Below are 21610 nucleotides of genomic sequence, written 5' to 3'. Positions count from 1 at the left end.
GTCAGCTCCCGGCCATCCAGTCGGCCCCGCGCACGAGCGCGAGATCGAGGTCGTCCCTGTTCTTGATCAGGGAACCCCAGGTCTGGGCGACGTACTGCGGATCAAGACGGTCGGCCCCGAGAACGGCGAGCGCAGCCGCCCAGTCGATGGCCTCGGCGATGCCGGGTGGTTTGACGAGGTCGAGGGAGCGCAACCGGGTGATCGCGGTCGCGGCGTCGAGGGCGAGGCGTTCGGTACTGCCGGGCACCCGGCGGCGCACGATCTCGGCGATCCGTTCCGGGCTCGGGTAGTCGATCCAGTGGTACAGACACCGCCGGGTGAGGGCGTCGTGCAGGTCGCGGGTGCGGTTCGAAGTCAGGATCACGATCGGCGGCACCGCGGCCCTGATCGTGCCGAGCTCGGGGATCGTCACGGCGGCCTCGGCGAGGAGTTCGAGGGTGAAGGCTTCGAACTCGGCGTCCGCACGATCGATCTCGTCGAGCAGCAGCACGGCGGGCCGGGGACCGGGGTGTTCGATGGCCTGCAGGAGGGGGCGTCGCAGCAGGTACTCCGGCCCGAACAGCGCATCCTCGTCGATCCCTGATCCGCTGGCCTCCGCGAGCCGGATCGCGAGGAGCTGGCGCGGGTAGTTCCACTCGTAGAGGGCCTCGCCCGCGTCGATGCCCTCGTAACACTGGAGCCGGAACAGGGGCGTGTCGAGAGCCCTCGCGAGCGCCTTGGCCGCCTCGGTCTTACCGACACCCGGTTCGCCCTCGAGCAGGATCGGCTGCGGCAGGCGTACCGCGAGGAAGAGGGCCGTCGCGAGGCCTTCGTCTGCGAGGTAGTCCTCCGCGGCGAGCGCAGCCTGCAGTGCAGGCACGTCAGGGACCAGTGCCCGGACCGCGGACGTCGCCCCGCCCCTGGCCGGGCTCGAGGGGATTCCCTCAACGCTCGGTGCCATGGTCAGTGCTCCACGGTCGAGGTGTGGACGTGGGTCTTCGTGAGGGCGAAGCGCTCTGGATCTGCGACGAAGGCCGCGCGACAGCCGGGGGAGCAGAAGTAGTGTGTTGCCCCCGCGTGCTCGTAGTGCAGGCTCGTGGGCAGGGCGGCAACCGTCATCCCGCAGACCGGATCGATGGCGCTCGGAGGCTCCAACGTCGCGTCGGCCTCCCCGGGGGACACCGGGAGCGGCAGGGCCCCCGCGGCCCCGGCGAGCCCCGCCGACCGGAGCCTGAAACGTTCGGCGACGAGTTGCGCGAAGACCGAGACCGCGATCTCGCCGGGGGTCCGGCCGCCGAGGTCGAGTCCCGCAGGGTTGAACACCCTGGCGCGTTGCTCGGCGTCGACGTTGAGGGAGGCGAGCACTGCGGAGCCCCGGGTGGGGCTCGCGACGAGCGCGACATAGGGCACCCCCGCGCGGAGGGCCGCCTCGAGGGCGGGTTCCTCTTCCCGGCCATGGGACGCGACGATGAGTGCGGCGTCGTCCCGGCGCGGTGTCGTGGCCGTGCCGGGGGCGCCGATCGTCTCGGTGAGCTCGACGTCGAAGCCGAGGTCGACCCCGATCGTGGCGAGGGCCCGCGCGACCGGTGTCGCGCCGACGACGATGACCCGCGGTGCCGGATGCCACGGCTCGAGGAAGATCTCGACAGCGCCCCCGCTGAGGCACGGGTTCCGCACCTCGACAGCGCCGTCCTCCGCCACGCCGGACGGGTCCCCTGGCACGACCCGGAGCAGGACGGGCTCGCGTGCGGCGAGTTGCCTGAGCCCGTAGTACCGAACGGATGCCTCGACGCAGGCACCGCCGACGAACCCGTCGATCCGGCCGGCGGCATCCACAACGGCGGTGTCGCCGGCGTGCGCGCTCGTCGGACGCTGGGCGCGTACGACGGTGGCGCGGACGAACGGCTCGCGGCGTTCGGTGAGTTCGTGCGCCCTGCGGGCGAGGGCGTCCGGAATCGGTGGCATCGGCACGGCAATCAGATCGGCGGGCGGGGACGACCCTGGATGGCCGCCCACACCCGTGCCGGCGTGCACGGCATGTCCATGTGCGTGATCCCGAACGGGGCGAGGGCGTCGACGACCGCGTTGACGATCGCGGGGGTGAACCGACCGTCGCGGACTCTCCGATGCCCTTCGCTCCGATCGGGTGGTGCGGCGAGGGGGTCACGGTGTACCCGGTCTCCCAGTCCGGCACCTCCATCGCCGTCGGGATGAGGTAGTCCATGAAGGAGCCGCCGAGGTTGTTGCCCGACTCGTCGAATTCGATGAACTGCATGAGCGCCATGCCGACGCCGTCGGTCAGGCCCCCGTGCACCTGCCCCTCGATGATCATCGGGTTGATCCGGGTACCGCAGTCGTCGACGGCGACGAACCGGCGCACCGTGACGTGCCCGGTGCCGGGGTCGACGTCGACGACGCAGATGTAGGCGCCGAAGGGGAAGGTCAGGTTCGGCGGGTCGTAGGTCACTTCGGCGTCGAGGTTGCCGTCGATCCCCTCCGGCAGGGCTACGGTGCCGTATGCGCCCATCGCGATCTCGGCGATGGTCTTGCCGACACTCGGGTCGCCCTTGACGAACCAGCGGCCCTTCTCCCATTCGAGGTCTTCCGGGCGGGTCTCGAGCATGGCGGCGGCGATGAACCGGGCCTTCTCGCGCACCTTGCGGGCGACGAGGGCCACGGCGGCGCCACTGACCGGGGTCGACCGGCTGCCGTAGGTGCCGAGGCCGAACGGCGTCTGGTCGGTGTCGCCGTGCACGACGTCGATGTCCTCCGGCGGGATGCCGATCTCCTCGGCGACGATCTGGGCGAAGGTCGTCTCGTGGCCCTGGCCCTGGCTCTGCACCGAGATGCGTACCACCGCCTTGCCGGTCGGGTGCACGCGCAGTTCCGCGCCGTCGTTCATGCCGAGGCCGACGATGTCCATGTGCTTGCGCGGGCCGGCACCGACCGTTTCGGTGAAGAACGAGATACCGATGCCCATCAGTTCGCCGCGGTCGCGTTTGGCTTGCTGCTCCCGGCGCAGGTCGTCGTACCCGGCCATCTTCATCGAGAGCCGCAGTGCACGCTCGTAGTCGCCGGAGTCGTACTCCCAGCCGGTCTTGTTCGGATAGGGGAACTGCTCCGGCTTGATCAGGTTCTTCAGGCGCAGTTCCGCCGGGTCCATCTCGAGCTTCGCGGCGAGGATGTCGACGAGCCGCTCCACGAGGTAGACGGCCTCTGTGACCCGGAAGGAGCACGCATATGCGACACCGCCGGGCGCCTTGTTCGTGTAGACGCCGGTTACCGAGCAGTGCGCGGCCTGGAGGTCGTAGCTTCCGGTGAAGATGTGGAAGAAGCCGGCGGGGTATTTCGTGGGCTGCGCCGTGGCGTTGAAGGCACCGTGGTCTGCGAGGACGTTGGTGCGCACGGCGAGGATCCTGCCGTCTTTCGTCGCGGCGATCTCGCCCTGCATGATGTAGTCGCGGGCAAAGGAGGTCGACATCAGGTTCTCCGAGCGGTCCTCCATCCATTTCACCGGTTTGCCGGTCACGATCGAGCCGACGACGGCGAGGATGTAGCCCGGGTAGATTCCGACCTTGTTGCCGAAGCCGCCGCCGATGTCGGGGGAGACGATCCGGATCTTGTGCTCCGGGATGCCCGCGACCATGGCGAACAGGGTCCGGTGGGCGTGCGGGGCCTGGCTCGTCTCGTAGAGTGTGAGCTTGCCGGTCACCGCGTCGAAGTCTGCGACGGCGCCGCAGGTCTCCATGGGAGCCGGGTGCGATCGCGGGTAGACGATCTCCTGGCTGACGACGACGTCTGCTGCGGCGAAGACGGCATCCGTCTCGGCCTTGTTGCCTGCCTCCCAGTCGAAGATATGGTTGTCGGTGCGCCCTTCCATCTCGTCGCGCACGACCGGTGCGTCTGCGTCGAGCGCCTTCCTGGCGTCGACGACAGGCGGGAGCACGTCGTAGTCGACCTCGATGAGTTCGAGTGCGTCCCGGGCGGCGTAGCGGTCCTCCGCGACGACGAAGGCGACCTCCTGGCCCTGGAAGCGCACCTTGTCGGTCACGAGCACCGCCTGCACGTCGGCGGAGAGGGTCGGCGCCCACGCGAGGCCGAGGGCGAGCAGGTCGGCCCCCGTGATGACGGCGACGACGCCCGGGTGGGCGAGGGCTGCGGTCGTGTCGATCGAGACGAGCCGGGCGTGCGCGACCGGTGAGCGCAGGATCGCGCCGTGGAGCATTCCGGGCAGCGTGATGTCGTCGACGTAGTGGCCGCGGCCGCGCACGAAACGGGGGTCTTCCTTGCGTTGCAGCCGGCCGTAGCCGATCGGGCGGCCCTCGTCGTCCGCCGCCGGGTTGGGTGCGTGTTCCTGCAGGATGGTCATGCGGTCACCTCTTCCGGTTCCGTCTGCGAGGCCGGGATCGCCCTGGCCGCTTCCGCGGCGGCGGCGCCCGGTTCCGTGGTCGTGCCCGCCGAGTCGTCGAGCGCTGCGGGGTCGCCACCTGCGGCATCCGCTTCGGTCATGCCCGCCGGGTGGTCTGCTGCCCAGTGCACCGAACGGACGATCGTCGCGTAGCCGGTGCAGCGGCAGATCTGCCCCGAGATCGCCCGGCGGATCTCGGTGTCGTCTGGGTGCGGGTTCACGTCGAGGAGAGCGCGGGCGGTGAGCATCATGCCGGGGGTGCAGAACCCGCACTGCAGCCCGTGTTCCTCCATGAAGCCCTGCTGCACGGGGTCGAGGGTGCCACCGGTGGCGAGGCCTTCGACCGTCGTGATCGCATGACCATCGGCCATCGCCGCGAGCACGGTGCACGACTTCACCGGCTGCCCGTCCATGAGCACGACGCAGGTACCGCAGTTGGAGGTGTCGCAGCCCCAGTGGGTTCCGGTGAGCCTCAACACGTCGCGGATGTAGTGCACGAGCAGGACGCGCGGTTCGACCTCGTTGGTCACGTCGGTCCCGTTCACCGTCATGGTGATCTGCATGGATTCAGCCTTCCTGCGGTGTGGTGGGGTGCCCGGTCGGGCCGGCGAACTCCGCGACACGATCTGTCGCGCGGCGAAGGACGCGGCGGGTGAGCTCGTCGGCGAGGTGCCGCTTGTAGTCGACCGGTCCGCGCTGGTCGGCGACCGGGTCGGCCGCGAGTGCTGCGAGGCGGCCGGCCTCGATGAAGAGCTGCTCGCCGGGGCGTTCACCGCGGAGCAGCTCCGTGACCGCGCCGACGGTGCCGTCGAGCCCCACGGCGGTCAGGCCGACGGATGCCTCCGCGATCGTGCCGTCCTCCGCGAACGAGAGCGCGGCTCCTGCCGCGGCGACGGCCCAGTCGCCGACCCTGCGCTCGACCTTTTCGTATGCGCTTCCTGAGCGCGGCCGGATCGGGATGCGCACTTCGCAGAGCAGCTCATCCGCGGCGACCGCCGTCTCGTAGGCTCCGCGATGGAACTCGGTCATGGTCAGCATCCGCTCGCCGAGGGGACCGCGAACGATCGCCTCGGCACCGAGCACATCGCAGACGGTCGCGAGGTCCTCCGCAGGATCGGCCTGGCAGAGCGAACCTCCGATCGTGCCGCGATTGCGGACGATCGGGTCTGCGATCACTCGCTCGGCGTCGCCGACGATCGGGAAGAGCGCGGCGATCTCAGCGGACTCGAGGAGGGTCGTGTGCCGGGTGAGGGCGCCGATCCGCAACCGGTCTCCGTCCCGCAGCACGAAGTCGAGTTCGAACAGGTCGTTGATGTCGATGAGCCATTCCGGCCTGGCCAGCCGGAGCTTCATCATCGGCAACAGGCTGTGACCGCCCGCGATGATGCGGGCCTCGGGGCCGTACCGGGAGAGCAGTGCGATGGCGTCGTCGACCGTGTCGGCGCGGGCGTATTCGAATGGTGCCGGAATTTGCACGGACCCTCCCCATTGAGGCATGCCCTGCGGAATGGGGGGCACTGGATACCACACATAGTGGCCCCGGGCCCCAGCGAAGTCAATGACCCGCCGATCGGGCATTTCCTTTCGGTTCATGGCAAAGACCTAGACAACGCACAGGCTTCGGATTAATCTGCCAGCGTCGGCACCCGTGTGTGTGCCGGCCTCCCCGGGAGACGCTGTGCATCACACGTTCTCTCCGCGGTGCTTGACAACATGCAACCGTCATCTGCTCTCGGCGTACCTGCGCAGCGCTTGTCTTCCGGTGCTTCTGTCCCAGCGGTCGTGGCGAGAGCCGATCGTGAAGAGAACAGAGATCATGACCAGGACACTGCACGGAACAGGACTGCACGGAACGGCACGGCACGGAACAGCACGGCACGGAACAGGACTACGCAGGCGGCTCCTCGCGGGGGTGGCGTGCGCCTCCCTCGCGGTGGCGTTCTTCGGCGCCACCCCGGCATCGGCCGGACAGGGATCCGGACACGGCGACGGCGACGGGGAAGGAACAGGCGCGCCGGTGACGCTCGCGGAGGGCCTGCTCGGCCCGCTCAGCCTCGAGGTCGGCCGGCACAACACCGTCTACGTCAGCCAGAACTTCGCCGGCGAACTCACGAGGGTGGCCCGCGACGGAACGACAGCGACCATCGCGAGCGCCCCGGGCGACGAGATCTCCGCGGTCACCGCGCGGAAGGGCACCGTCTACTACGCCCGGGTGGCCCAGGACCACAGCGCGGCCACGCTCAGGTCCATCGCGCCGGACGGCACCGACGCTCAGCTCGCCGACATCTGGGCCTACGAGAATTCGGCGAACCCGGACCAGGACAACAGCTACGGGTTCGTCGACCTCGACCCGGCGTGTGCCGCCCAGTTCGATCCCGCCCAGCCGCCGTTCATTCCGGCGGCGTACACGGGGGTCGTCGACACGCACCCGTACGCGTCGCTCGCCCTCTGGAACGGGGTGTACGTCGCGGATGCCGGCGGGAACGCGATCCTGCACGTCGACTGGGACGGCACGGTGTCCACCACCGCGGTTCTTCCGCCGAGCGACCCGATCACGATCGATGCGGCGATGATCGCGGATATCGGTTTCCCCGCCTGTGCAGCCGGGCACGACTACCGCTTCGAACCGGTTCCGACGGATGTCGAGCTCGGCCCGGACGGTTGGCTCTACGTCACGTCGCTCCCAGGCGGGCCGGAGGACGCGAGCCTCGGCGCGCGCGGCTCGGTGTACCGGGTCGATCCGGACTCCGGTGACGTCGAACTCGTCGCGACCGGGTTCGTCGGTGCGACGGGCCTCGCGGTCTCGCAGGACGACGGCACGATCTACGTCGCCGAGCTGTTCGGGGGTCCGGACGGCACCGGCCAGGTGTCGGTGCTCGATTCCGGTTCGGACACGCCGAGTGCGCTCGTGGCGGTGTCGCAGCCGGCCGCGATCGAGTTGCGCCACGGTGCGCTCTACCTCACGACGGATGCGATCAGTCCGGACGCGAACGGAGCGCCGACCCCGGTCGGCAAACTCGTGCGCATCCCGCTGACGGGTGGCCACGCCGCGAGCGACTCCCTCGACGACACGACAGACTGACTCTCGCCGCCCACCCGGCCCTCCCGGTCCGGGTGGGCCGGGTGCGGGGATCAGGCAGGGGCCGGGCAGCAGGCAGGGCCGGCAGCAGACCGGCAGGGGCTACGGATCGGGGGTGAAGCGGTAGCCCATTCCGGCCTCCGTGAGCAGATAGCGCGGATGCGCCGGGTCGGGTTCGAGCTTCTTGCGCAGCTGGGCGAGGTAGAGGCGCAGGTAGCCGGAGTCCGTCGTGTGGTGCGGACCCCAGATGTCCGTCAGCAGCGACTGCCGGGAGACGAGCTTCCCCGGGTTGCGCAGCAGGAACTCGAGGATGCGCCACTCGGTGGGGGTGAGCCGGATGGCCTCGGGTTTTCCGGGAGCGCCCCCGGAACCCGTGCCCGTGCGCACGACGCTCCGTGCCGAGAGGTCGACGGCGATCGTGCCGAGCATGATCACCGGTTCGGCACCGGAGTCGACCGGGCCGAGCCTCCGGGTGAGCGCGCGGATCCTGGCGAGCAGTTCGTCGATGGAGAACGGCTTCGTGACGTAGTCGTCCGCTCCCGCGTCGAGAGCGTCGACCTTGTCGGCGGCGCCGCTGCGCCCTGAGACGACGAGGATCGGCACCTGGGTCCAGCCGCGCAGGCCGGCGATGACCTCGATCCCGTCGAGGTGCGGCATCCCGAGGTCGAGCATCACGAGGTCGGGATGCTCATGCGCTGCCGCGGCGAGGGCCTCAGCGCCGTCCCTGGCGGTCACGACGTCGTAGCCGCGCGCGCCGAGGGTGACCCGCAGCGCACGCAGGATCTGCGGGTCGTCGTCTGCGATCAGGATCTTCACTCAGGTCTCCTCATCAGTGCCAGTGCCAGTGCCAGTGCCAGTGCCAGTGCCCGTGGCTGCGGCCGTGCCGGCTGTGTGGCCCGCCGGCGCTGCGGGGTCGAATGCGGGCAGGGCGATGACCATCGTCAGCCCGCCGCCCGGGGTGTCCTCCGCCTCGAGCCGACCGCCCATGCCCTCGGTGAATCCCTTCGCGAGTGCGAGGCCGAGGCCGAGGCCGGTCAGGTTGTCGGTGTCGCCGAGGCGCTGGAACGGAAGGAAGACCTCATCGCGCCGGTCGGCGGGAATGCCGGGCCCGCGGTCCATGATCCGCAGTTCGACGACGCCGCCGAATTCGCTCGCCGAGACGAGCACGCGCCCGCCCGTCGGCGAGAAGCGGATGCCGTTGGCCAGCACGTTCACGACGACCCGCTGCAGGAGCCCGGCATCGGCGAGCATCGGCGGCAGCCCGGGAGGGAGTTCGAGTTCAACCGTGTCCGGCCCGACGCCGAGCTCATCGAGTGCGGGGAGCACGACGTCCGCAGCGTCGACGGGGCCCAGGGAGACCGCGAGGGCACCGGCCTGCACCCGGCTGACGTCGAGGAGGTTCGTGACGAGGCCGGCCAGCGACTCGAGACTCTCTTCGGCCGTCTCGAAGAGCTCCTCCCTGTCGGCGGGCGACAGCGTGAGTTCGGCCGAGCGCAACCCGCTGATAGCGGCTGTCGCAGCGGAGAGCGGCCGCCGCAGGTCGTGACCGACGGCGGCGAGAAGGGCGCTGCGCATCCGGTCGGCCTCGGCGAGCGGTCCGATCGCACTGGCCGTCTCTGCGAGGTCGCTGTGTTCGAGCGCGGCGTCGAGCTGGGTCGCGATCACGCCGAGCAGTCGTCGCTCGGACGCTGCGAGGTCGCGTCCGGAGAGCTCGAGGGTGCCCCGGGTCCCGACGGGGACCGTTGCGAGGGGGTGTCCGGGCCGGCCTGAGCGGGCGAGCCGTCGGAGTACAGCAACGTCCCGCCCGCGAACAGGCGCACCCCGGTGAGGTTGAAGGCCTCGCGGGTCCTGGCGACGAGCGCGGGAACGGCGTCCTCGCCGCGGAGCACGCTGCCGGCAACGGTGGCGAGGAGTTCTGACTCACCCGCGGCGCGCTGGGCGCTGCGGCTTCGTCGGGCGGCGAGGTCGACGACGTAGCTGACGACGCCCGCGTTGGCCAGGTACAGGACGAGCGCGAGGGCGTGTGCGGGTTCGGCGATCGTGACGGTGTAGAGCGGGTTCACGAAGAAGTAGTCGAGGGTGAGCCCGGAGAGCAGCGCGGCGAACAGGGCAGGCCAGAGTCCGCCGACGAGGGCGACGACGATGACGAGGAGTTGATAGCTGAGCACCTCGCTCGTGATCGATTCCTCGCTGTGGGTCGCCACGAGGAGCGCGGTGAGCAGCGGACCGCCGACGACGGCGAGGCCGAGGCCGGCCAGCCGTCTGCGGAGGCTCAGTGCACCGCCGATCCGGGGGAGGCGCATCCGCTCGCCCGCGGCGGAGTGCGTGACGACGTGCACGTCGATGTCTCCGGACTCCCTGACGACCGTCGTGCCGATTCCCGGCCCGCTGAAGGCCGCCTTGAGCCGGGTACGCCTGCTCACACCGATCACGAGCTGGGTCGCATTCGAGGCCCTGGCGAATTCGACGAGGGCGGTCGGGACGTCGTCGCCGACGAGCTGGTGGTAACTGCCGCCGAGTTTCTCAACGAGGGCCCGCTGGGCCGCGAGCGCGCCGGGGTGTGCGGAGCGGAGTCCGTCCTGGCTGATCACGTGCACGGCGAGGAGCTCGCCCCCGGCTGCGCGCCCAGCGATCCGTGCCCCGCGGCGCAGCAGCGTCTCGCCCTCCGGCCCGCCGGTGAGCGCGACGACGACACGTTCGCGGGCTTCCCACTTGCTGTCGATGCCGTGTTCGGCCCGGTAGTTCTTGAGTGCCGTGTCGACCTCGTCGGCGAGCCAGAGTAAAGCGAGCTCGCGCAGGGCGGTGAGATTGCCGAGTCGGAAGTAATTCGACAGGGCGGCGTCGATCCTGGCGGCGGGATAGACGTGGCCCTCGGCGAGCCGGTCGCGCAGGGACTGCGGGGCGAGATCGATCACCTCGACCTGATCCGCGGCACGCAGCACGCTGTCCGGGAGGGTTTCGCGCTGGGGGACACCCGTGATCTGCTGCACGACGTCGTTGAGCGACTCGATGTGCTGGATGTTGACCGTCGAGATGACGTCGATGCCCGCGTCGAGGATGGACTGGACGTCCTGCCACCGTTTGTCGTGGGCGAGTCCGGGGGCGTTGGTGTGGGCGAGCTCGTCGACGAGTGCGATCGCGGGTGCGCGATCGAGGACAGCCTCCAGGTCGAGGTCGGTGAGTTCGATCCCGCGGTGCCGCCGGACGAGGCGCGGCACGACCTCGAGTCCTTCGAGCATCGCGGCCGTCGCAGGGCGGTCGTGGGTTTCCACGACCGCGACGACGACGTCCTTGCCCTCTGCGTGCAGCCGCCTGCCCTCTTCGAGCATGGCGTAGGTCTTGCCGACGCCCGGTGCGGCACCGAGCAGCACCCGCAGTCGACCGCGTTTCATGTCACGCCTTTCAGCCCTGGCCGGGCAGCGCCGCGAGGGCGAGGTTCAGTTGGAGCACGTTGACGGTGGGTTCGCCGAGGAAACCAAGGTCCCGTCCCTGAATCCTAGACTCGACCAGGGCGCTGACCGTCGCGACCGGAAGGCCGCGGGCCGCCGAGACCCTGTTCACCTGGATCCGGGCGTACTCCGCAGCTGATCTGGGGATCAAGACCCGACGCGGATGCCGTGAGCGCGTCAGCGGGGATCTGGGCGGCGGTCACGCCGTCGGATCCCTCGATTGCGGACGTCCGGTCGGCGATCGCGGCGATCAGGTCCGCGTTCTCCGGACCGAGGTTACTGCCGCCGGAGGCCGCCGCATCGTAGCCGTCGCCCGCTGCGGATGGCCGGGACTGGAACCACTCCGGAAGGGCCGCTCCCTGGGCATCCGTGAATGACTGGCCGATCAGCGAGGAGCCGATCGCTCCAGAACCCCCTGGATGAGGGAACCGTTGGCCTGGTTCGGCAGGGCGACCTGCCCGAAGGCCATGATCGCGAGGGGATAGGCGACACCGAGGATGACGGTGAAGACGAGCATGGCGCGAAGGGCGACGCCGTACTGGCGGGCCGAGCTGCGAGGGGAACTCATGGTGACGTTGTCCGTTTCCGTGGAAGTGAGGTTGGGGAGAGGTCCGGCGGGTCAGAAACCGGGGAGCAGTGCGACGAAGAGGTCGACGAGCTTGATCCCGAGGAACGGTGCGATCACACCACCCAGGCCGTAGATCAGCAGGTTGCGGCTGAGCACGCTCGCGGCGGCGGCCGGACGGTAGGTGACTCCGCGAAGCGCGAGCGGGATCAGTACGACGATGATGATCGCGTTGAAGATGATGGCGGACAGGATCGCCGAGGCTGGCGAGTGCAGCTGCATCACGTTCAGCACGGCGAGGCCGGGGAAGACCCCTGCGAACATGGCCGGGATGATCGCGAAGTACTTGGCGATGTCGTTGGCGATCGAGAAGGTGGTGAGGGCGCCGCGGGTGATCAGAAGCTGTTTGCCGATTCGGACGATATCGATGAGCTTCGTCGGGTCAGAGTCGAGGTCGACCATATTGCCGGCCTCCTTCGCGGCGCTGGTGCCGGTGTTCATCGCGACCCCGACGTCGGCCTGGGCGAGTGCCGGTGCGTCGTTCGTTCCGTCGCCCGTCATGGCGACGAGATTGCCGCCCTCCTGCTCACGCCGGATGAGGGCGAGCTTGTCCTCTGGGGTGGCCTCGGCGAGGAAGTCGTCGACGCCGGCTTCCGCTGCGATCGTCTTGGCGGTCAGCGGGTTGTCGCCGGTCACCATGATCGTGCGGATGCCCATGCTGCGCAGTTCGGCGAATCGTTCGGCGATTCCCTCCTTGACGATGTCCTTGAGGTACACCACTCCCAGGATCCGCCGCGCCCCGGATCCAGGGACCGCCGAGTTGTCCGCCGTGTTGCCCGCAGCGCTGCCCTCGGCCACGACGAGGGGGTGCCGCCCAGTTCTGAGATCCGTTCGACGGTCGCGTTCAGGTCGTCGAGGATCGTCGACTCGACGTTCGTGGTTTCGCTCACCCAGGCGAGCACGGCGGAGCCGGCGCCCTTGCGCACGAAGGAGCCGTCGGGCAGGTCGATCCCGCTCATCCGGGTCTGCGCCGTGAAGGGCACCACGACGGCGTCGAGGGTTCCCGGATTCCCGAACCCGGTTTCGATGGCGAGGTCGACGATCGATTTGCCCTCTGGGGTCGGGTCGCTCAGGGAGGACAGTGCTGCTGCGTTGATGAGTTCGCCTCTATCGACCCCGGCGAGCGGGGTGAACTCCCGTGCCTGCCGGTTGCCGTACGTGATCGTGCCGGTTTTGTCGAGGAGCAGGATCGTAACGTCGCCCGCCGCCTCGACTGCGCGTCCCGACATGGCCAGCACGTTGCGCTGCACGAGCCGGTCCATTCCTGCGATGCCGATCGCGGAGAGCAGGGCGCCGATCGTGGTCGGGATCAGGCAGACGAGCAGGGCGACGAGGACGGGCAGGCTCACGGCGGCGGCGGAGTATCCCGCGATGGGGTTGAGGGTGAGGGTGACGACGAGGAACACGATCGACAGGCTCGCGAGCAGGATGTTGAGCGCGAGCTCGTTCGGGGTCTTCTGCCGGGAGGCGCCCTCGACAAGGGCGATCATGCGGTCGACGAAGGTCTCGCCCGGCTTGCTCGTGATGCGGACGACGATCCGGTCGGAGAGCACCCGGGTGCCGCCGGTGACGGCGCTCCGGTCGCCGCCGGACTCACGAACGACGGGTGCGGATTCACCGGTGATCGCGGACTCGTCGATCGACGCGATGCCCCAGACGATGTCGCCGTCTCCGGGGACGAGCTCCCCGGCGGTCACGATCACGGTATCGCCCAGTGTCAGGTCGGCGGAGGAGACGGCGGAGACGGTGGCCCGTTCGGCCGCGGCATCCGCTGCCTCGTCGTAGCCGGCAACGAGGTTGGCGATCGTGCTCGTTCGGGTCTGGCGGAGGCTGTCGGCCTGCGCCTTGCCGCGGCCCTCGGCGACGGCTTCCGCGAGGTTCGCGAAGATCACGGTGAGCCAGAGCCAGAATGCGATGCCGACGGTGAAACTCGCCGGTACGTCGCCGCCGCCCGAACGGGCCGGTCCGCCGAGGAAGGGTTCGACGATCGCGAGCAGCGTGGATGAGCGCGGCACCGACCTCGACGATGAACATGACGGGGTTCCGCCACATCAGCCGGGGTCGAGCTTGCGCGCCGCCATCGGGAGTGCAGCGACGAGCTGGGCAAGGTTGATCGCGCTCGATGCGCGTTTCCGCGGATGTTCTCCAGCGGGCGCTCGGCCCTCGCCCCGTGGAGAAGTGGATGCTTCGGTGACTGTCGACATGATTACTGCTGCCCTTCCGTCGGGGAGTCCGGCGTGAGTGGTGACAAGGAGAGGAACGGGGGAGCCTGGGTGCCGGAGGCGGTGGTCATGGCTACTGCAGCCCTTCCGCGAGCGGACCCAGCGCGAGCACCGGGAAGTACGTGAGCGCCGTGATGATGACCGTCACGCCGACGAGCAGCCCGACGAACTGCATGCGGTGGGTCGGCAGGGTGCCGCGCGTCGCAGGAACGGTGTCCTGGGCGGAGAGGGCTCCGGCGAGGGCGAGCACGAGGACGATCGGCAGGAAACGGCCGAGGAGCATGGCAACGCCCAGCGCCGTGTTGAACCACGGCGTGTTGGCGGTCAGTCCCGCAAAGGCGGAACCATTGTTGTTGGCCGCGGAGGTGAAGGCGTAGAGCACTTCGGAGAGACCGTGCAGCCCGGGGTTCCAGATGGAGGTGCCCTCGACATCCGCTCGCACGGCGGGGATCGCGAAACTCAGGGCCGTTCCGGCGAGGACGAGGGTCGGGGTCACCAGGATGTAGAGGCTGGCGATCTTGATCTCGCGCGGGCCGATCTTCTTGCCGAGGTATTCGGGAGTGCGGCCGACGAGCAGGCCGGCGATGAAGACCGTGATCACGGCGAGGATGAGCATTCCGTAGAGCCCGGACCCCGTGCCGCCCGGGGCGACCTCGCCGAGCATCATGTTGAGCATCGGCATCAGGCCCCCGAGGGCCGTGAAGGAGTCGTGCATCGAGTTCACGGCACCGGTCGAGGTGAGGGTCGACGCCGTCCCGAAGAGGGCGGACCCGATAATGCCGAAGCGCTGTTCCTTGCCCTCCATGGCGCCACCCGCTGCGAGTGGGGCCGTTCCGGCACCGCCGAGCTCGAAGAGGGTGAGCGCGGTGAGGGAGACCACGAAGATGGCGGCCATCGCTCCGAGAATGGCATAGCCCTGTCGTTTGTCGCCGACGATCGTGCCGAAGGTGCGGGGCAGGCTGAACGGGATCGCGAGCATGAGAACGATCTGGAACATGCTCGTCCAGGCTGTCGGGTTCTCGAACGGATGCGCCGAGTTCGCGTTGAAGAATCCGCCGCCGTTCGTGCCGAACATCTTGATCGCCTCCTGCGAGGCCACCGGCCCGCCCGGTATGGACTGGGTGGCGCCCGTGATCGTGGTGACGTCCGTGAAGCCGGTGAGGTTCTGGATGACGCCGCCGGCGAGGAGAACGAGCGCGGCGAGAATCGCCACAGGGAGCAGCAGGCGCAGTACCCCGCGGGTCAGGTCGACCCAGAAATTGCCGATCGTGCCGGTCCGGCGCTGAGCGAAACCGCGCACCAGGGCGATCGCAACGGCGATGCCGACCGCGGCGGATACGAAGTTCTGCACGGCGAGGCCGAGCATCTGCACCGAATAGCCCATGGTCACGTCGGGTGAATAGGACTGCCAGTTCGTGTTGGTCACGAATGAGACGGCCGTGTTGAACGACAGGCCCGACGGGATGGCCGGAAAGCCCAGGGAATAGGGCAGTACCGCCTGGGCTCGCTGAATGACGTAGACGAAAAGCACGCCGATGAGGGAAAAGGCGAGCACGCTGCGCAGGTAGGACTGCCAGGTCTGCTGCGACCGGGGATTGACCCCGACCAGGCGATAGAAGCCGCGCTCGACCCGGTTGTCACGCGACGACTGGTAGAACGCCGCCATGTAGTCGCCCAGGGGGCGATAGATGAGGGCGAGGACAAGCGCAAGGGTTGAGCGCCTGGAGAACGGCGACACCAGAGGTCCATCAGAACCTTTCCGGCTTCACGAGCGCGAGCACGAGGTAGGCCAGGGCCGCGACGGCGAGGAGGGCGCCGAGCAGATCGAAGACGATCACAGTTTCTCGACTCCCTTGGCCACGAGGCCGATCAGGGCGAACACGGCGATCACGCCGAGAACGTAGACGATGTCAAGCACGAGGTCGGGCACAGGAGAACTCCATCCACACGGTGACCGCGCCGGTGCAGGCGCGGGTATCCCGGGGTCGGAACCGGGGTACTCCATAGGAATACGCTGGATTCGGGGCGGAGAATGGGGTCCTCACGGTATCCATACGGCGCACCGGCGGAACCTAACGGTTTCTCTGCGCTGGTGCGCGCTCCCGTGCAATGTGCGCGGTCGCTCGTCGCAGCGAGGGTCGTCGGTGCGCGCTGGCAGAATGGAAAGCGTGTACATACTGGTCGGTCGAAGGGGGAACGGGGAGTTCCTCGTCGAGGTGCTGAACGCCGGGGGTGTGACTCTCGGTGCCGCCCGCCCGGTGTCGGCGGACGACTTCCCCGGGTATGTGCTCCAGGAGGAACCCGGGTCGCCGCGCTGGGTCTGGGAGGACACCGCGAGCATCTACCCGGTCCTGCTCGAGGCCGGCGTCCGCGTCGAACGTGCCCACGACCTGCGGCTCTGCCACGCGATCCTGCGCCACTCCGTCCTCACCGCCGCGAGCGACCTCGCAACGGCGGCACCGAGCCGGTGGGATGCCGCCCTCGCCATCGTCGCGGAAACCCGCGATCCCGGAGCCACGCTTTTCGAACTGCTCGGAGAGGACATCGATCCCGCCGGAGAAGCGGACGCGGGCTTCACGGACGCCGGTGCCGAGTTCCGGCGCCAGCTCACGGCCGTCGCCGAGAGCGAGGAGCCGGGGCGGCTGCGCCTGCTGCTCGCCGCGGAGTCCGCCGGCGCGCTCATCGCCGCCGAGATGCGCTTCGCCGGACTGCCCTGGCGCACCGACGTGCACGACGAGCTGCTGACCAGGGTCCTCGGTCCGAGGGTCGGCCCCGGGATCCGGCCGGCGCTCCTCGAAAAACTGGTCGGACGCATCCGCCTGGCACTCGGAGACCCCCTCGTCAACCCGGACTCCCCGCCCGAGCTCACCCGCGCCCTGCGCCGGGCCGGACTCGCCGTGACCTCGACCCGGGCCTGGGAACTCAAGGAGCTCGACCATCCCGTGATCGAGCCCCTGCTCGAGTACAAGAAGCTCGCCCGGCTGCTGAGCGCCAACGGCTGGTACTGGATGGACACCTGGATCGTCGACGGTCGCTTCCACCCGGAGTACCTGCCGGGCGGCGTCGTGACCGGCCGGTGGGCGACCCGCGGCGGGGGAGCCCTGCAACTGCCCAAGCAGGTGCGCGGTGCTGTTGTCGCGGACTCGGGCTGGAAGCTCGTCGTCGCGGATGCCGCCCAGCTGGAACCGCGCATCCTCGCGGCGCTCTCGAGCGACACGGCCATGGCGGATGCCGGCCGTGGCACGGACCTCTACGCCGGCATCGTCGCGAGCGGCGTCGTCGAGACCCGCGCCCACGCCAAGGTGGCCATGCTCGGCGCGATGTACGGTGCGACGACGGGGGAGAGCGGGCGGTTGCTGCCCCGGCTCGCGCGGGCGTATCCGCGGGCACTCGCGTTGACCGAGACAGCCGCGCGCGCAGGCGAGCGCGGCGACCAGGTCACGACCAGGCTGGGCCGGTCCTCGCCGCCTCCCGGAGAAGAGTGGTATGCCGCGCAGTCTCTGGCTTCGTCGGAGGGAGCCGGCGATGCCGATGAGCGGAGGGCGCGCACCCAGGCCAGGGACTGGGGTCGTTTCACGCGCAACTTCGTGGTGCAGGGGAGTGCGGCCGAGTGGGCGTTGTGCTGGATGGCGGAAATCCGGCGGGAACTCCGGAAACTGGCGTCGGACGTCGGCGCAGATGCCGGATCCGGGTTGGAGCCCCGGTCTCCTTCCCGGGCTCCTTCCGGGTCTTCTTCCGGGTCCCGTTCCGGTCGGGGCGGTGTCGTGTTCGCCGATATCCCGCACCTGGTGTTCTTCCTCCACGACGAGGTCATCGTGCATACCCCGGAGCATCTGGCGGCCAGGGTCGCGACCATTATCGAAGATGCCGCGGCCACGGCGGGGAGGCACCTGTTCGGCACCTTCCCTGTCGACTTCCTGCTGACCGTCGCCACCGTCGACAACTACGGCGACGCGAAATAGCGCCCGCCGCGGCAATAAACCCGGGCCCGTGCCCGTTGCACTGAAGACACTCACACGACGGGATGGCGCAGGCATGACACAGCAGGTAGAGCAGGGCAGCGCAGACCAGGGCGGCGCATTCCAAGGCAACGACGCCCAGGGCAGCACAGACCAGGACCGGACGGACGCCGCACTCGCACGGCTCGCCGAATTCCGGGACGCACGCTCCCGCGCGGTCGTCGGCCCGCGCGGCAACCTCGCCCTCGTGAACACCCAGTGGATCACCGGTGACCCCGCGGTCGGCCAGCCGGTCTGGGGCGTCCCCGGGTTATGGGCGCCGCTCCCCGCTGGGGTGTCCGGGCTCGCGCTGACAGCGGCAGCGAGCGAGGGGATCACCGTCGACGGTGACGTGGTCGATGGATCGGTGCTCGTGGCCGGACTCGACGCGATGCAGCCCTCGAGCATCCGCTTCAGCGACACGCTCACGGGAACGGTGATCGCCGGCGAAGACGGCGGGTATGCCCTCCGGGTCTGGGACGCCGCCTCCGAGGGAATCCGCGATTTCGGCCGGATCGATGCATTCCCCTACGATCCGGACTGGGTGGTCGAGGCGACGTTCACGCCGATCCCCGGGCGGGGTGAGGTCAGCATCGCACACCTGCAGGATGAGGGACGGACCCGCCAGCGCGCCCTGCCCGGCGAGATCACCTTCACCAGGGATGGCATCGACTACAACCTCGTTGCCTTCGAGGACGGGCCGAGCCTGCTCCTCGTGTTCGCCGACGCGACCAACGGGGTCAGCACCTACAGCGTCGGCCGATTCCTGCGCGTCTCACCGGAGGGCGACGGAACGATTCGCCTCGACTTCAACCGGGCCTACCTGCCGCCGTGCGCCTTCAGCTACAACTTCAACTGCCCGATCGCACCTGCCCAGAACCGACTCACCATCCCGATCGAGGCCGGCGAGCGCATGGTCCTGACCGCGGACGGCACGCCGCTGCACGACTGAACCGATCGTCTCGACTTTCGGCGAAGTCGTCCACGGGCTGCATCGTCCACGGGCTGCGTCTCATACTTCTTCCGGACTGGACGCCGTGATCGAGCTATGCCGCCACCGCCGGCCGCCGGCCGCGCCGTGGCTTCTGAAGATTGAGACCGTGCCCGAACTCGCCTGGGGCGGCGGCCAGCGTGCGCTCCGTGCTCTCGAGCCAGGCCAGTGCCGCGGTCGCGAGGGCATGCCGCGCCCCCGCGCCGAGCAGGTCCTGCCCGGCGCCCGGCCGGAGCTCCCCGCCGTGCGCCCCGGCGACGGTGTTGTCGCTTCCTGCGCCGGGACCGGAGTCCGCAAGGTCGGACTCCCAGTGCGTGCGATAGCGGGCGATGATGCCGAGAACGTCCGTATCAGGGAGTGACGACGCGAGCAGCACCCGGTCGACGAGGTCGTTCCACTCCTCGCCGACGGCGCTCTCCGTCGCGGTCAGCCAGGCAGATGCTTCGCTCAATCCGGACGAGGTCGCCCGGTACAGGGGGAGTCCGTCGTCAGTGGTCCCTGCCGATTCCACGACTCCCTGTTTCACGAGTCGCTCGAGAGTGCCGTAGACCTGGCCGGCGTTCACGTTCCGGCGACCGGCCGTACGGGAACTGAGTTCAGCGTGAAGCTGGAATCCGTATGCCGGACCGATCGACAGGATCACAAGCAGACAACTGCGTACCGACACCGGGCCTCCGAAGCGAGAGATAGCTATACCGAGTATAGCGAACCGGTCCACGGGAAAACGCGCGGGAACCGGTTGAACTGGTGGGATCAAATAACCCGATCTTCCTTGAATACCCACAGGCGGCTGAGGCATAATCCAAGGAGACGGCAGCAATTCCGTCGTAGCGACAAGTTCACACTCGCTTGCATCGTATTGAATCCGCAGTTCTGAGGTCGTTGGGGAAGACGCATCTCACAGAACGGAGAAAATCGATGACAGCAATACCTGCGCGCCGGCCACCAACTGCGCGAGGGGTGCTTTTGGTGCATTCGTCGCCACGGGCACTCAGCCCGCATGTGGAGTGGGCGGTCGGTCGCGCCCTCGGCGAGGCCGTCAACTTCGACTGGTCCGATCAGCCGGTGCTCACGGGTTCCCAGCGCGCCGAATACCACTGGGAGGGCGCACCAGGGACCGGCGCGTGCCTCGCATCCGCGCTGCTCGGATGGGACCACTTGCGCTTCGAAGTGACCGAGGACGCCGGGTTCGGCGTCGATGGCGGGCGGTGGCTGCACACGCCGGAGCTCGGCATTTTCTTCGCACAGACCGACACCGTCGGGAACATCGTGATCCCGGAAGACCGGATTCGCTACGCCATGGAATCCGCCGGCGCGAACGCCGTCGAACTGCATCGCGAACTGCGCCTCGCCCTCGGGCAGGCCTGGGACGACGAACTCGAACCCTTCAGGCACGCGAGCGACTTCAATTCCGTGGTCTGGCTGCACAAGGTCGGCTGACAGTCCTGATTCGCACAAGGCCGGGGAAAGAGACACCTGGCGGAAACGAGAAAAGGCGGAAACGAGAACAGGCCCGACCCCGGGGGGTCGAGCCTGTTGCTGATAGACGTCCGAAGGGACCGAGCTTGTCGACTAGACCGAGCGGAAGGCCACGACGGCGTTGTGGCCGCCGAATCCGAACGAGTTGCTGATCGCGAGCAGGTTGCCGCCGGGCAGGGTGCGCGGTGAGGTCACGACGTCGAGCGGAATGGCCGGGTCCTGCTCGACGAGGTTGATCGTCGGCGGGGCGGTCCGCGTCGAGAGCGCCATCACGGTGAAGAACGCCTCGATCGCACCTGCACCACCGAGCAGGTGCCCGGTGGATGCCTTCGTCGCGGAAACGGGGATGCCCTCGAGCAGGTCGCCGAACACGCGACGGAGTGCGTTGTACTCAGCGATGTCCCCGACTGGCGTGCTTGTCGCATGCGCATTGATGTGGGCGACATCACTGAGATCGGCACCCGCGTTGCGGATGGCGGTGACCATAGCCCGGGCGGCCGCCGATCCCTCGGGGTCGGGAGCCGTGATGTGGTACGCGTCACTCGTGACGGCACCGCCGAGCAGTTCGGCGTAGATGTGCGCACCGCGGGCCTTGGCGTGTTCTTCGGTTTCGACGACGAGTGCTGCTGCACCCTCGCCGAGCACGAAGCCGTCGCGTGACACGTCGTACGGGCGTGAGGCATGGGCCGGGTCGTCGTTCCGCTTGGACAACGCCTGCATCGCCGCGAACGACGCGATCGGCAGTGGGTGGATCGCGGCTTCCGAGCCACCGGCGATGACGACGTCCGCGCGGCCGGCCTGCAGCCGGTCATAGGCGTTGACGAGGGACTCGGTGCTCGACGCGCAGGCGGAGACGACGGTCGTGATACCGGCGCGGGCGTGCAGGTCCATGCCGATTGCCGCGGCGGGACCGTTCGGCATCAGCATCGGGACGGTCATCGGCAGCACGCGGCGTGGGCCGCGTTCGCGCAGGGTGTCCCAGGCGTCGAGGAGGGTCCACACGCCGCCGATGCCGGTGGCCCAGTCGACGGCGAGCCGGTCGGCTTCGACCTCGGGAGATCCGGCATCCGCCCAGGCCTCGCGGCCGGCGATCAGCGCGAACTGGCTCGAGGGGTCGAGACGCTTGATCTCGTGCCTGGCGAGGACCTCGCTGGCGGGGACCCGCGCCTGCGCGGCGAAGGTGATCGGCAGCTGGGTGCGTGCGACCCATTCCTGCTCGAGGGTGGTGGCGCCGGACTCGCCGTTCAACAGCGCAGCCCAGGTCTCGGCGGCAGTGCCTCCGAGAGGGGAGGTCGCACCGATTCCGGTGATAACGATCTTCTTGGTCATATGCAACTCTCCGTGGTACATCAAAACGGCGGGCGGAGCCCACAGACCAGG

Annotated in this window: 15 protein-coding genes and 3 pseudogenes; 4 read left to right on the top strand and 14 right to left on the bottom strand. The window is 69.0% G+C overall.

Annotated features, from left to right (window positions below):
- Position 1 precedes the first annotated feature (1 nt).
- The 5 genes and pseudogenes from RGU41_RS07265 to RGU41_RS07245 all read right to left on the bottom strand — a co-directional run bounded on the left by RGU41_RS07265 (position 2) and on the right by RGU41_RS07245 (position 5863).
- Complete coding sequence (locus RGU41_RS07265; protein WP_322137316.1) at positions 2 to 940, bottom strand: MoxR family ATPase; 939 nt, start codon at positions 938 to 940, stop codon at positions 2 to 4.
- Between the two features lie 2 nt (positions 941 to 942).
- On the bottom strand, positions 943 to 1944 hold the full coding sequence (locus RGU41_RS07260; RefSeq protein ID WP_322137315.1) for an XdhC family protein: 1002 nt from the start codon (positions 1942 to 1944) through the stop codon (positions 943 to 945).
- Between the two features lie 184 nt (positions 1945 to 2128).
- A pseudogene (locus tag RGU41_RS07255) lies at positions 2129 to 4204 on the bottom strand (aerobic carbon-monoxide dehydrogenase large subunit); the annotation flags it as partial.
- 140 nt (positions 4205 to 4344) lie between these two features.
- Entirely contained in the window at positions 4345 to 4950 is a 606-nt protein-coding gene (locus RGU41_RS07250; protein WP_134446460.1) for a (2Fe-2S)-binding protein, read from the bottom strand.
- Positions 4951 to 4954: 4 nt separating this feature from the next.
- On the bottom strand, positions 4955 to 5863 hold the full coding sequence (locus RGU41_RS07245) for a xanthine dehydrogenase family protein subunit M (protein ID WP_322135879.1): 909 nt from the start codon (positions 5861 to 5863) through the stop codon (positions 4955 to 4957).
- A 340-nt stretch (positions 5864 to 6203) separates the two neighbouring features.
- On the opposite strand from RGU41_RS07245, the gene RGU41_RS07240 reads away from it, so the two are divergent.
- A complete protein-coding gene (locus tag RGU41_RS07240; RefSeq protein WP_134446462.1) occupies positions 6204 to 7469 on the top strand; it encodes a ScyD/ScyE family protein in 1266 nt (421 codons plus the stop codon).
- 99 nt (positions 7470 to 7568) lie between these two features.
- Here the strand turns inward: RGU41_RS07240 and RGU41_RS07235 are convergent, their stop codons facing one another.
- From RGU41_RS07235 to RGU41_RS07195, 7 genes and pseudogenes are all read right to left on the bottom strand, one after another.
- Entirely contained in the window at positions 7569 to 8282 is a 714-nt protein-coding gene (locus RGU41_RS07235; protein WP_134446463.1) for a response regulator, read from the bottom strand.
- Positions 8283 to 9131: a sensor histidine kinase gene (locus RGU41_RS07230; RefSeq protein ID WP_322135878.1), complete on the bottom strand. Its 849-nt coding sequence runs from the start codon at positions 9129 to 9131 to the stop codon at positions 8283 to 8285. It abuts the gene before it with no gap.
- Positions 9128 to 10858 (bottom strand): DUF4118 domain-containing protein, encoded by a 1731-nt coding sequence (locus RGU41_RS07225; RefSeq protein ID WP_322135877.1) that lies wholly within the window; start codon positions 10856 to 10858, stop codon positions 9128 to 9130. Before RGU41_RS07225 ends, RGU41_RS07230 begins: the two co-directional genes overlap by 4 nt.
- 10 nt (positions 10859 to 10868) lie before the next feature.
- Positions 10869 to 11483: pseudogene (kdpC, locus tag RGU41_RS07220) on the bottom strand (potassium-transporting ATPase subunit KdpC).
- A 51-nt stretch (positions 11484 to 11534) separates the two neighbouring features.
- Positions 11535 to 13744 (bottom strand): annotated as a pseudogene (gene kdpB, locus RGU41_RS20780) (potassium-transporting ATPase subunit KdpB).
- Positions 13745 to 13835: 91 nt separating this feature from the next.
- Entirely contained in the window at positions 13836 to 15500 is a 1665-nt protein-coding gene (gene kdpA, locus RGU41_RS07200; RefSeq protein ID WP_416173143.1) for a potassium-transporting ATPase subunit KdpA, read from the bottom strand.
- 10 nt (positions 15501 to 15510) lie between these two features.
- Complete coding sequence (locus RGU41_RS07195; protein ID WP_134446468.1) at positions 15511 to 15600, bottom strand: potassium-transporting ATPase subunit F; 90 nt, start codon at positions 15598 to 15600, stop codon at positions 15511 to 15513.
- 321 nt (positions 15601 to 15921) lie between these two features.
- On the opposite strand from RGU41_RS07195, the gene RGU41_RS07190 reads away from it, so the two are divergent.
- Together RGU41_RS07190 and RGU41_RS07185 are read left to right on the top strand one after the other, a co-directional pair.
- On the top strand, positions 15922 to 17724 hold the full coding sequence (locus tag RGU41_RS07190; protein ID WP_322135875.1) for a bifunctional 3'-5' exonuclease/DNA polymerase: 1803 nt from the start codon (positions 15922 to 15924) through the stop codon (positions 17722 to 17724).
- 73 nt (positions 17725 to 17797) lie between these two features.
- Positions 17798 to 18712, top strand: a complete 915-nt coding sequence (locus RGU41_RS07185) for a DUF1684 domain-containing protein (protein WP_322135874.1) — start codon at positions 17798 to 17800, stop codon at positions 18710 to 18712.
- Positions 18713 to 18806: 94 nt separating this feature from the next.
- Here the strand turns inward: RGU41_RS07185 and RGU41_RS07180 are convergent, their stop codons facing one another.
- On the bottom strand, positions 18807 to 19418 hold the full coding sequence (locus tag RGU41_RS07180) for a PadR family transcriptional regulator (RefSeq protein ID WP_322135873.1): 612 nt from the start codon (positions 19416 to 19418) through the stop codon (positions 18807 to 18809).
- A 251-nt stretch (positions 19419 to 19669) separates the two neighbouring features.
- On the opposite strand from RGU41_RS07180, the gene RGU41_RS07175 reads away from it, so the two are divergent.
- Positions 19670 to 20191 (top strand): DUF3145 domain-containing protein, encoded by a 522-nt coding sequence (locus RGU41_RS07175; RefSeq protein ID WP_134446471.1) that lies wholly within the window; start codon positions 19670 to 19672, stop codon positions 20189 to 20191.
- 132 nt (positions 20192 to 20323) lie between these two features.
- Here the strand turns inward: RGU41_RS07175 and RGU41_RS07170 are convergent, their stop codons facing one another.
- Positions 20324 to 21559, bottom strand: coding sequence for a beta-ketoacyl-[acyl-carrier-protein] synthase family protein (locus tag RGU41_RS07170; protein WP_134558431.1), 1236 nt, complete (start codon positions 21557 to 21559; stop codon positions 20324 to 20326).
- Positions 21560 to 21610 lie beyond the last annotated feature (51 nt).

Origin of the sequence: Cryobacterium sp. 10C3 (assembly GCF_034314285.1) — a bacterium.
GTDB lineage: Bacteria > Actinomycetota > Actinomycetes > Actinomycetales > Microbacteriaceae > Cryobacterium > Cryobacterium glucosi.
Note: the sequence above shows the minus strand (reverse complement) of the source record. Positions and strands in the feature narration are given on the sequence as shown.

Coding starts and splice junctions, on each gene's coding strand:
- RGU41_RS07265 (WP_322137316.1), bottom strand. CDS start 940: ATGGCACCGAGCGTTGAGGGAATCCCCTCGAGCCCGGCCAGGGGCGGG.
- RGU41_RS07260 (WP_322137315.1), bottom strand. CDS start 1,944: ATGCCACCGATTCCGGACGCCCTCGCCCGCAGGGCGCACGAACTCACC.
- RGU41_RS07250 (WP_134446460.1), bottom strand. CDS start 4,950: ATGCAGATCACCATGACGGTGAACGGGACCGACGTGACCAACGAGGTC.
- RGU41_RS07240 (WP_134446462.1), top strand. CDS start 6,204: ATGACCAGGACACTGCACGGAACAGGACTGCACGGAACGGCACGGCAC.
- RGU41_RS07225 (WP_322135877.1), bottom strand. CDS start 10,858: ATGAAACGCGGTCGACTGCGGGTGCTGCTCGGTGCCGCACCGGGCGTC.
- RGU41_RS07190 (WP_322135875.1), top strand. CDS start 15,922: ATGGAAAGCGTGTACATACTGGTCGGTCGAAGGGGGAACGGGGAGTTC.
- RGU41_RS07185 (WP_322135874.1), top strand. CDS start 17,798: ATGACACAGCAGGTAGAGCAGGGCAGCGCAGACCAGGGCGGCGCATTC.
- RGU41_RS07175 (WP_134446471.1), top strand. CDS start 19,670: ATGACAGCAATACCTGCGCGCCGGCCACCAACTGCGCGAGGGGTGCTT.
- RGU41_RS07170 (WP_134558431.1), bottom strand. CDS start 21,559: ATGACCAAGAAGATCGTTATCACCGGAATCGGTGCGACCTCCCCTCTC.